The organism is Methylobacterium sp. WL6 (genome assembly GCF_008040095.1).
In the GTDB taxonomy this organism is placed as follows: domain Bacteria; phylum Pseudomonadota; class Alphaproteobacteria; order Rhizobiales; family Beijerinckiaceae; genus Methylobacterium.
Genome location: NZ_VRVH01000151.1, coordinates 1 through 10566, shown reverse-complemented (window position 1 = coordinate 10566; position 10566 = coordinate 1). Strand labels below are relative to the sequence as shown.

The following is a 10566-nucleotide window of genomic DNA, read 5'->3' as shown; positions in this document are numbered from 1 at the left end:
GGATGACGAGGCGGCTGAACACGCCGCCGGCGAAGCCGCCCGCTGCTCCGAGGACGACGACGACGAGCCAGCCCTTGCCGAGCGGCAGCGTCACGTCGCTGGTCCCGAAATAGGTGTAGTTGCCGACGAGCCAGAGCGAGGTGAGGCCGGCCGCGACGATGCCGGCGACGATCAGGCCGGACGAGCGCGGCTCGTAGGCGCGGCCGAGCTCCTCGATCCCGAAGACGATGCCGGCCAGCGGCGTGTTGAAGGCGGCCGCGACGCCGGCCGCACCGCCGGCGAGGATCAGGCCGGGCAGCCGGTCCGGCGTCAGGCGCCCGACCGCGGCCATGATCGCCGCGCCGACCTGCACCGTCGGCCCCTCGCGGCCCGAGGAGGCGCCGCAGGCGAGCCCCAGCGTCATCACCACGATCTTGCCGAAGGCGACGCGGAGCGAGATCAGCCGGTGGCGAAAGCCCGGATCGCGGGTGTGGCGCGCCGCGATCACCTGCGGGATGCCGGAGCCCTGCGAGTTCGGGAACACCGTTCGCGCCAGCAGGGCGGCGAGCGCGAAGCCGGCGGGCGTCACGACGAGCGCCGCCAGCGGCGATACGCCGACGAGCGCCTTGAAGCCGACCTGCGCCGCGTCGGCGCATCGCGCCATCAGGACGGCGGCGAGGCCGACGCAGATGCCGCCGACCAGGAACAGCAGCCGTCCGCGCCAGAGCGGATAGGCCCCGATCGAGGCGCTGCGCAGGCGCGCGATCGACGCGCGGGTGCGGAAACGGGGCGGCATGGCGCGAGAACTCGACACGGACGGGGCACGCTCGCCTCGGCAAGCCGACCGGAGCCGGGTTGCGTCAGCCCCCGTGGCTTAAAGCATTTTCGAACGCGGTGAATGCCGGCTCGCGTGAGAAAAATGCGACTTCACGACAAGGCAGAGCATGTTCCCCGATCCGGTGATCTTGGAACATGCTCCCGCGAGGAGCTTGCCATGCCGCGAGGGGCAGGGCGGCTATTTCTCCGCCGCGCAGAGCGTCTCGACGGTCTTCACGTAGGACTTGGCGTCGAACTTCTTGAGCGAGTTCTCGCTCTGATAGCGCACGGTGCCGAATACCTTGCGGCGCGCCCACGGGCGGTCGTGCAGGCCGTAGACCCAGGCGACGTTGGTGAACGAGTTCGCATCGCGCCCGTCGAGGAAGTAGCGGTTGTTGATCCGCAGCGTCCGCTCGAAGCCGACCTTCGGCGAGGGCGACCATTCGAGGATCTTCTTGCCCCAGTACATGCGCAGCTGGTTGTGCATGTAGCCGGTCTCGCGCATCTCGGCCTGAGCGGCGTTCCAGTAGCGGTCGTGGGTCTCGCCGGCCGCGAGCTGCGCTTCGGTGTAGCGGTAGGGCCGCGGATCGTCCGCGTGCTCGGCCAGCGTCTTCTGCGCCCAGTCCGGCACCGCCTTGGCGTAGTCGTCGTAGCCGTCGGTGTAGAACACGTGGTTGGAGGCGAGCTCGCGCCGGACGATCAGCTCCTCGAGATACGCCCCGCGGTCGTCGCCGTCGCCGTCCTTGGCCGCGCGCACGGCGAGCGCGATCTCCACCGGCGAGATCTGGCCGAAATGCAGGTAGGGGCTCATGTGCGAGGCGGCCGCCGCCTCGGGCCGGTTGCGGCCGTTGCCGTAGCCGGACAGCCCGTCCGCCAGGAACGCCTTCAGGCGCTTGCGGGCCTGGGTCTCGCCGCCGACGAAGCGCTTCACCGGTGCGATCTCGGTGTCGAGGCTCATGCCGGCCAGGACCTTCATCGGGTCGGACACGTCGATCTCGCTCGCGAGCTTCAGGCCGTCGGCCCCGTGCGCGACCTTGCGGGCCGAGAGCGGCTCCAGGAAGTCGTCCCAGAGCTTGTGCAGCTTGGGCCGAAGCGTGCGGGCGGCGAACTCGTGCTTGGAGGAGGCGACCTCGACTGGCACCACGACGTCGCCCTCGACCTGGACGACGCGGGCCTCGACCGCCTGCGCGATCTCGCCGTACCAGCGCTTCTGGATCGCGAGGTAGCCGCGATCGAGCACGAGGAGCGCCGCGTCGCGGGCGAGGTCGATGGCGATCTCGGCGGGCGAGGCCTTGCGCATCACGAAGCCGACGCCGCGCTTTTCGAGCCCAGACTTCGCATCGGCGAGCCCCTGCAGCAGGAAGGCGTAGTGCCGGGCGTTGGCCTCGGGGAACCCGCTGGCGCCGTCGAGGAGCCCGAAGCAGGCCACCACCGGCAGGCCGAGACGGTTGCCCTCCTCGATCGCGAATTCGAGCGCCGGATTGTGATGCGCCCGGTTCGCCTGCTGCAGCAGGTAGAGCACGTAGGTTCCGCCCTGCCGCGGTGCGGCATCATTGAGGACCCGGAAGCGCTTATCGTGAATCGCCATGTCGTCGCGTCGTCCCCGTCCGGCTCGCATCGCCGAACCGTGTCGGCTCAGCTAGAGCGTGGAGCGCGATCGTCCCGCTGCACGCGAGACGCGATCGCAAGCGGTCCCGCCCGCTTCGACGCTCCGGCGGGGGTGCTAAAAACCTATTCCTAGTCATAGACTTACCGATTATCGACCGGCGGCAGCCCGGCCATCGAAGGCCGAAAAACGGGTGCGCGCGCCTGCGACATTTTCAACACATGCCGCGATCGACCCGAGCCGGCCTGCGAGAAACGACAGGATCACTGACCGAAACCCCTTGCATTTCCGATCGGGAGGATCAGATTGTGCAGCGCGGGACGGCGATGGCGTCGCGGTCCTGTTGCCCTTCTTGGGCGTTTCCTCCCTAGACTTCGGGCCGCTCCTTCGGGAGTGGCCTTTTTTCTTGGGCGTGGTCGTCCCGCGGGCGCGATCGTCGCGAGGCGCTGCGCCCGACGGTTGTGGTGGATCTGTCACTCTGCGCGCCGCGCCGACACCCCCGCCCCCTGGCCTCCCGCCGAGACCCGCCGCAGACTGCGCCCGCAGGCGCCGGAAGTGCGCCGCTGGGAGGAGATCCACATGCGCAAGCTCGCCGAGACGCTGGCGGTCGGGCTGTTCTGGGCCGCGACGGCGGTCGGTCCGTGCGGTGCCGTCGAGGTGCCGACTTTCGAGGTCGACCCGGCCTGGCCGAAGCCGCTGCCGAACGACTGGATCATGGGGCAGGCGGCCGGCGTCGCGGTCGATGCCCAGGACCATGTCTGGGTGGTCCAGCGCCCGCGCACGCTCACCGACGACGAGAAGGCGGCGAGCCTCGATCCGCCGCGGACCAAGTGCTGCAAGCCGGGGCCCCCGGTCCTCGAGTTCGACCAGGCCGGCACGGTGCTGCGCTCCTGGGGCGGGCCGGGGCAGGGCTACGACTGGCCCGAGAACGAGCACGGCATCCAGGTCGATCCGAAGGGCTTCGTCTGGATCGCCGGCAACGGCGCGAACGACGGGCAGCTGCTCAAGTTCACCGCCGACGGGCGGTTCGTGATGCAGATCGGCAAGTCCGGGCCGCAGACTGACAGCCGCGACACCAGCCGGCTCGGCAAGCCCGCCAACGTCGACTTCGACGCGGCCGCCAACGAGGTCTACGTCGCCGACGGCTACTACAACCACCGCATCATCGTGTTCGATTCCGAAACCGGGGCGTTTAAGCGCATGTGGGGCGCCTACGGCCGGCCGCCGACCGACGACAAGCTGCCGCCCTACGATCCCGCCGCCGCCCCGTCGCAGCAATTCGCCAACCCGGTCCACTGCGTGAAGATCGCACGCGACGGGCTCGTCTACGTCTGCGACCGGACCAACGACCGCATCCAGGTCTTCAGGAAGGACGGCAGCTTCGTGAAGGAGATGTTCGTCGAGACCAACACCCGCGCCAACGGCTCGGTCTGGGAACTCGCCCTGTGGCCCGATGCCGACGAGAGCTTCCTCCTCAACGCCGACGGGGCGAACAACGAGGTCCGCACCCTGTCGCGCGCCACCGGGAAGACCCTCGGCGCCTTCGGCCGCAACGGGCGCGGCGCCGGGCAATTCCACTGGGTCCACAACCTTGCCGTCGACTCGCGCGGGAACGTGTTCACGACCGAGGTCGACACCGGCAAGCGCGCGCAGAAATTCCTCGCCTCCGGCACCTTCGTGCTGCGCAAGCGCACGCCCTGACCGCCGGACGCGCCCGCCGCGCGTTCACGGCCGCTTTCTCGCGCGGATCCGTGCGATACTGTCGCCGGATACGAGGCTGGAAGAACCGTAAGCACGATGGACCCCTTCGGCCACCGAACCGTGCCGGCTCCGCTGGCCAAGCGCCGCGTCCTGCTCGTCGAGGACGACTACTTCATCGTCTCCGACCTGGCGCGCAGCTTCGAGGCGGGGGGCGCCGAGGTGGTCGGGCCGGCCGCCACCGTCGCCGACGGCCTGACGCTGCTCGCCGAGACGCGCCACCTCGATGCCGCCGTTCTCGACATCAACCTGCAGGGCGAGATGGTCTTTCCGCTGGCCGACGCGCTGGCGGCACGCGGCATCCCCTTTGTCTTCGCAACCGGCTACGACCGGGAGATGGTGCCGCCGCGCTACGCCGACGTCGCCCATTGCGAGAAGCCGGTGGGACCGGACGCGATCGCCCGCGCGCTGTTCGGGGCCTGACCGTCCGATCAAAACAACCTACGCGTCGAGCCCGTCCTCGTCCGCCGACGGGCCGGGCACGATGCCGATCCTCGGCACCAGAGCGAAGCGGATCGTGAAGCGCAGGCCGCCGGGAGCGTAGGCCAGGGTCGTCTCCGCGCCGAACTCGTAGCGCAGCGTGTGCTCCAGCATCTCGGTGCCGAAGCCGCAGCGCGCGGGCTCGGCCGGCAGGTCGTGCAGCCCGGTCTCGGTCCAGGTGAGCGACAGGATCGGTGCCGCCGCGCCGGGCTCCAGGCGCCAGGCGACGGCGATGCGGCCGTCGGGGATCGTCAGCGCCCCGTATTCCATCGCGTTGTTGGCGAGCTCGTGGGCGGCGAGCGCGAACACCTCGGCGGCGCGGGGCGCCAGCAGAACCTTCGGCCCCTCGATCGCGACCTGCTCGCCCTCGCGGGCGAGAAGGGCCAGCAGCTCGTCGGCGAGGATCGAGTGCAGGTCGATGCCGCAGGACGCAGCGGTGATCCCCGCGCTCTGCACGCGGGCGATCGCCCCGAGGCGGCCGTCGAGGCGCATCAGGCACTCCTCGACGCTGCGATCGGTGTCCGCCGAGCGTCGGATGATGGCGCGGATCATCGCCAGGGTGTTGCGGGTCCGATGGAGGACCGCGACCATCGCCGGTGCGGTCGAGGTCGCCGGCGGCGACCCGAGGTCGAGCCCGGCCGCGCCGAGGTGCCGACGCAGGGCTGCGTTCTCGGCCTCGAGCGCGGCGATCCGACCGTCGATGGTCATCGGGCCCCGGTCCCTGCGAAGCGGTCGCTTCGTTCCGGGGCAGCTTGGCAGGTCTCGGCGTCCGGTGCGAGGCCGACCTCAGTTCGCATCGAGATGCGCGCCCTCGTGATCGAGGTGGAGGTATCCGGGGTCGAACAGGGCGAGCGCCATCAGCGCCGGCAGGTCGTGGATCGTCACGCGTCGGCCCTTCCAGGTGATCTGGCCCGCGCCGCGCAGCTCCTGGAGGGTTCGGTTCACGTGGACGCTCGACAGGCCGAGGGTGTCGGCGAGGTCGGCCTGCGTCACCGGCAGGTCGTAGGCCGTCCCCTCGGTGAGGCCGACCGCGCGCAGGCGCAGATACAATTCGCAGAGCAGGTGGGCAAGGCGCTCGACGGCCGAGCGCTGCCCGAGGCTGACGGTCCATTCCCTTTGAACGGCGGCGTTGTGCAGCATCTCCCACCACAGCGTCTCGGCGATGCGGGGCGAGGCCGCCGTCATGCCCTCGATGGTCTCCTGCGTGATCCGGGCCAGCGTCACCGGCGTCAGGGAGGCGACGGCGTGATCCATGCGGCGCAGGGTGAAGATGTGCGGGTCGCAGAGGTCGCCCGGCAGGAAGAACGCGATGATCTGCCGGCGCCCGTCCTGCAGCTGCTTGTAGCGGCAGGCCCAGCCTTCCAGGACGAGGTTCACGGCCCGCGGCTCGTCGCCCTCGTTGATGATGTCCTCGCGCGCGCCGAGCCGGCGGAGGTTCTGGGCGGTCGCGTCGGAGAGCGCCTTCCGATCCGCCAGGGAGAAGCGGGTGAAGTTCTCCAGCTTCCGAATGAAGGGATTGTTCATGCCGTCTCGAACCTGGCCGCCGCGCAGGCCGCGCCGGTCACGCCGCCTGACGGATACAGGTGTAACCTCTTGACGCTACAACTCATAGGGGCATCTCGATGCGGCAACGGACACCGTCCGTCCCGAGCTCGAATCGGGCCTGGGCGCGAAGGCTGTAGCTCAGGGCCTTCTCGATCAGGTCGCGCCCGAAGCCGCGGCGCTCCGGAGAGGCCGGCATGACGACGCCGCTCTCGATCCAGTCGAGGACGAGCAGCCGCCCGCCGGCGGGACTCGCGCCCAAGGTCCATCCGATCGCCAGGCGCGCCTCTGCCTGCGCCAGGGCACCGTGCTTGACCGCGTTGGTGGCCAGCTCATGCAGCGCGAGGGCGAAGGTCTGGACGTGCTCGAAGTCGAGGGCGACGGACGGCCCCGAGACGGTGATCCGGTCGTTCTCCTCGTCGCCATGCGCATGCAGCTCGAGCCGCACCACCTCGGCGAGGTCGACCGCACCGCTGTCGGAGCGGCCGAACAGGCCCTGCACCCGGCCGAGCGCCTTCAGCCGCTCGGCATAGCCCTCGACCGCCGGCCCGGTCCCGAGGGTCTGGCGAGCGATCGACTGGACCACCGCCAGGAGGTTGCGCGTCCGGTGCTGCAGCTCCGCGACCAGGACGCGCTGGCTCATCTCGGCGCGGGCGAGCACGGTGACGTCCATGAAGCTGACGACGACGCCCTCGATCCGGTTCTCGCCGTTCCGGTAGGGCGCGAGCCGCACCAGGAAGCGTGCGGCGTCCTTGCCACGGTCGATCTGCCGCTCGATCGTGTCGCTGCCCCGCATGATCGCGGCGACGTCCTCGGCGAGGTTCGGCAGCGTCAGCCGGCCGGCGAAATCGGTGATCGGGCGGCCGCGGTCGCTCGGCAGGATGTTGAAGATCTCCGTCACCGCCGGGGTGTAGCTGCGGATCACCAGCTTCGCGTCCAGGAACACCGTCGCGATGTCGGTGCTGGCGAAGAGGTTGTGCAGGTCGGTGTTGGCGCGGTCCAGCGCCTCGACCTTGCCGTTCAGCTCGGCGTTGACCGTGTAGAGCTCCTCGTTGACCGATTGCAGCTCCTCCTTCGAGGCCTCCAGCTCCTCGTTGGTCGATTGCAGCTCCTCGTTGACCGAGACCAGCTCCTCGTTGGAGGATTTCAGCTCCTCCAGCGCGGTCTCGTACTCCTCGATCAGCGATTGCAGGCGCTCGCGGGTCTCGCGCAGCTCGCGCTCGAGCTGGAGCGCGACCTCGTCCTGGGCCGAGACCGAGCGCTTCTGCGCCGCCTCGCGGCTGATCGACGGCCCCTCGTCGCTGAACAGCACCAGGAACAGCGGTTCCTCGGAGCGCTGCGCCACCAGGGGCTCGACGGTCACGGTGACGATCTGCACGCGGCCGTCGTCGCCCTCCACGACGAGTCCCTCGCGCACCGCCTGAGCGTTGGTGTCGACCGCCTCGCGGAACGCCGCCCGGAGCTCGAGCCTGAGGCCCTTGCGCGCCATCGTCAGGAGCTGGCGGGTGGGAAGGCCCGGCGCCGCCTCGAGGTACTTGCCGGTCCGGTTCGAGTAGTAGACCACGTCGCCCTGGCGGTTGACGGCGACGTGGGGCGGCGAGAACCGCTCGAGAACCTGCACCTCGACCGAATGGCGAAGCGCCAGGCTGCTGCTGCCCGACTGACGCGGCCGCAGATCTCCGATCTGGGACATCGCGCGCAATCCGCTGAGGGCGAGCGGAACGCGCGGCTCCGTCGCGTGGTCGGCGCGGCTGCGGAAGATGCGGTGCTTCTTGTCGATCGGCGCGAACAGGTCGGCGAACTGGCTCAGGTTCTCCGACATGCCGAGGAAGAGGAAGCCGCCGGGCTTCAGCGCGTAGTGGAAGGTCGGCAGCACCTGGTTCTGGATGCTGAGCCCGAAATAGATCAGCAGGTTCCGGCACGAGACCATGTCGAGCCGCGAGAACGGCGGGTCGCGGATGACGCTGTGGGGCGAGAAGATGCACAGGTCGCGCACCGGCTTGGTCAGCACGAAGCTCGCCCCGTCCCGCACGAAGAAGCGGCGGCGGCGCTCGGGCGAGACGCCGTCGAGCAGCTGCTCCGGATAGCGGCCGGTCCGCGCGACGCCGAGGGCGTGCTCGTCGATGTCGGTGGCGAAGATCTGCACGCGGCAGACCGCGCTCAGCGTCTCCATGTGCTCCAGCATCAGGATCGCGAGCGAGAACACCTCCTCGCCGGTGGCGCAGCCCGGCACCCAGACCCGGACGGTCTGGTCGGCGCCGCGGCCCTCGAAGAGCTTCGGGATGACGCTCTCGCTCAGGACGGCGAAGGCGTCGGCGTCGCGGAAGAACGTGGTCACGTTGATCAGGAGGTCGCGGAACAGGGCCGAGACCTCGGCCGGATCCCGGCGGAGCCGCTCGACGTAGGCGGCGACGGCCTCGACCTGGAGGATCTGCATTCGGCGCTGGACCCGGCGCAGGAAGGTCTTGGTCTTGTAGCCGCCGAAATCGTGCCCGACCTGGGCGCGCAGGATCGCGTAGATCTCGCCGCGCAGCTCGTCGGGAGACCGGCCGGCCTCGTCGGGACCGCCGCCGGTCAGGATCGCATCGGTCATCGACAGGCTTCGACGATAGGCGACGAGCTTGTCGCCCATCTCGTGGGAGGGAACGCCGAAATCGACGTACCCGGTCGCGATCGCGCTGGAGGGCATCTCCGGGTGCTGCGGCCCGTCGCCGTTGGCGACCTGGGCCAGCGTGATGCCGCCATGCTCCTTGATCGCCTTGATGCCGAGCGTCCCGTCCGAATCGCCCCCCGACAGGATGACGCCGCCGGAATGCTCGCCCTGGTCGGCCGCCAGGGCGCTGAGGAAGATGTCGACCGGGTGCCGCTCGCGCTGGTCGGCGCCCTGGCGCTGCACGACGAGGATCCCGTTGCGGATGCCGACGACGGCATCGGCCGGCAGGACGTAGACGTGGTTCTCCGCGACCGCGTGGCCGTCGGCGGCCACCTCGACCGGCAGATCCGTGAACCGCGAGACGATCTCGTGGAGGACGCTCTCGCGCCACGGGCTCAGATGCGTGACGATGACGATCCCAAGCCCCGGCAGGCTCGGCATGCCGCGGAAGAAACCCTCCAGCGCCTCGATCCCGCCGGCGGAGGCCCCGACGCCGACGATCAGGCAACGCCCGGAGCGCTCCGGCACGTCGTCGAAGGTCTCGGGAACGAGATCGTCATCGGGCATCATCGAACGCTGTTCCGCGACAGTTTCGGCGCGATCCCGCGACGGCTTGGGACTTGCGGCCGCGGACAAACCTCCGAGGATCGCGATCTTGCCACGAAAACCGAAACTGCGGCACCGCGCTTATCCGCGCGCCCGCGCACGGATCATGAAATTGTCGTAGGTATACTCCGCCACCTGAAACCAGAGATATTCCTCGTTGCGGAAGGTCTTCATCGCTTCGTAGATGCGGCGGAAGTCCGGGTTCTTGCCCGCGATCTCGGCGTAGACGTCGTTGGCGGCCTTCAGCGCCGCCTCCATCACGTCCTGCGGGAACGGGCGGAGCTGCGCCCCGGTCGCCACCAGCCGGCGGAGCGCACCCGGGTTGCGGGCGTCGTACTTGGCCTGGACGTCCGCGGCGACCTCGGCCGAGGCCGCCTGGAGGATTGCCCGGTAGGGCTTGGGCAGCGCCTTCCACGTCTCGGCATTGAGCCAGAAGTGCAGCATGGCGCCGCCCTCCCAGAATCCGGGATAATGGTAGATCGGCGCGGCCTTCTGCAGGCCGAGGCGCTCGTCGTCGTAGGGGCCGATCCACTCGGCGGCGTCGAGGCGCTTGGCCTCGAGCGCGGCCGCGATCTCCGGCCCCGGGACCGCCTGCGGCACGGCGCCGAGCTTGGCCAGGACCTGCGCCCCGAGGCCGCCGATGCGGATCTTCAGGCCCTGGAGGTCGGCGACCGTCTTGATCTCGCGCCGGAACCAGCCGCCCATCTGGGCGCCGGTGTTGCCCCCCGGCAGGCTCGCCAGGCCGTTCTTCGCGAGCAGGTCGGCGAACAGGTCGTTGGCGCCGCCGGCGAGCCACCACGCGTTCTGGCCGCGGGCGTTGAGGCCGAAGGGCAGCGCGGTCGCGAGCGCGAGCGTCGGATCCTTGCCGGCCGCGACGGTGGCCGGCCCGTGACCCATCTCGACGGTGCCGGCCGCGACCGCATCGAGAAGCCCGTCGGCCGGCACCGGCTCGCCGGGACCCGTCACCTGGATCGCGAAGCGGCCGTCGGTCGCCTCGCCGACGATGCGGGCGAGCGTCTCCGACGCGCCGAACAGGATGTCGAGGTTCTTCGGGAAGGCCGAGGCGAGCCGCCAACGGACCTCGGGACCGCCCTGGGCCGGGGCGGCGGCAAGAGCGGGGGAAGCA

8 protein-coding genes are annotated in these 10566 nt (G+C 70.1%); 2 read left to right on the top strand and 6 right to left on the bottom strand.

Annotation, left to right across the window (positions count from 1 at the left end):
- Together FV230_RS17915 and FV230_RS17910 are read right to left on the bottom strand one after the other, a co-directional pair.
- A partial coding sequence (locus FV230_RS17915) for a chloride channel protein (protein ID WP_187275540.1) occupies positions 1 to 775 on the bottom strand: 775 nt, incomplete at its 3' end.
- Between the two features lie 219 nt (positions 776 to 994).
- Positions 995 to 2383 carry a deoxyribodipyrimidine photo-lyase gene (locus FV230_RS17910; protein ID WP_147843362.1) on the bottom strand — a complete coding sequence of 463 codons (1389 nt, stop codon included), beginning with the start codon at positions 2381 to 2383 and terminating at the stop codon, positions 995 to 997.
- Between the two features lie 597 nt (positions 2384 to 2980).
- On the opposite strand from FV230_RS17910, the gene FV230_RS17905 reads away from it, so the two are divergent.
- Together FV230_RS17905 and FV230_RS17900 are read left to right on the top strand one after the other, a co-directional pair.
- Positions 2981 to 4102 (top strand): hypothetical protein, encoded by a 1122-nt coding sequence (locus FV230_RS17905; RefSeq protein ID WP_147843361.1) that lies wholly within the window; start codon positions 2981 to 2983, stop codon positions 4100 to 4102.
- Between the two features lie 96 nt (positions 4103 to 4198).
- The gene (locus FV230_RS17900) at positions 4199 to 4582 is read left to right on the top strand and encodes a response regulator (protein WP_147843360.1); all 384 of its coding nucleotides are present in this window, start codon (positions 4199 to 4201) and stop codon (positions 4580 to 4582) included.
- 18 nt (positions 4583 to 4600) lie between these two features.
- Here the strand turns inward: FV230_RS17900 and FV230_RS17895 are convergent, their stop codons facing one another.
- The 4 genes from FV230_RS17895 to FV230_RS17880 all read right to left on the bottom strand — a co-directional run.
- Entirely contained in the window at positions 4601 to 5347 is a 747-nt protein-coding gene (locus FV230_RS17895; protein WP_147843359.1) for a sensor histidine kinase, read from the bottom strand.
- 78 nt (positions 5348 to 5425) lie between these two features.
- The gene (locus FV230_RS17890) at positions 5426 to 6163 is read right to left on the bottom strand and encodes a Crp/Fnr family transcriptional regulator (RefSeq protein WP_147843358.1); all 738 of its coding nucleotides are present in this window, start codon (positions 6161 to 6163) and stop codon (positions 5426 to 5428) included.
- Between the two features lie 82 nt (positions 6164 to 6245).
- A complete protein-coding gene (locus FV230_RS17885) occupies positions 6246 to 9404 on the bottom strand; it encodes a CheR family methyltransferase (RefSeq protein ID WP_210248644.1) in 3159 nt (1052 codons plus the stop codon).
- 117 nt (positions 9405 to 9521) lie between these two features.
- Positions 9522 to 10566: ABC transporter substrate-binding protein (locus tag FV230_RS17880; RefSeq protein WP_147843357.1), on the bottom strand; the 1045-nt coding region annotated here is incomplete at its 5' end.

Excerpts from the sequence above, each read along its gene's own strand:
- FV230_RS17910 (WP_147843362.1), bottom strand. The coding sequence starts at position 2,383 with ATGGCGATTCACGATAAGCGCTTCCGGGTCCTCAATGATGCCGCACCG.
- FV230_RS17905 (WP_147843361.1), top strand. The coding sequence starts at position 2,981 with ATGCGCAAGCTCGCCGAGACGCTGGCGGTCGGGCTGTTCTGGGCCGCG.
- FV230_RS17900 (WP_147843360.1), top strand. The coding sequence starts at position 4,199 with ATGGACCCCTTCGGCCACCGAACCGTGCCGGCTCCGCTGGCCAAGCGC.
- FV230_RS17895 (WP_147843359.1), bottom strand. The coding sequence starts at position 5,347 with ATGACCATCGACGGTCGGATCGCCGCGCTCGAGGCCGAGAACGCAGCC.
- FV230_RS17890 (WP_147843358.1), bottom strand. The coding sequence starts at position 6,163 with ATGAACAATCCCTTCATTCGGAAGCTGGAGAACTTCACCCGCTTCTCC.
- FV230_RS17885 (WP_210248644.1), bottom strand. The coding sequence starts at position 9,404 with ATGATGCCCGATGACGATCTCGTTCCCGAGACCTTCGACGACGTGCCG.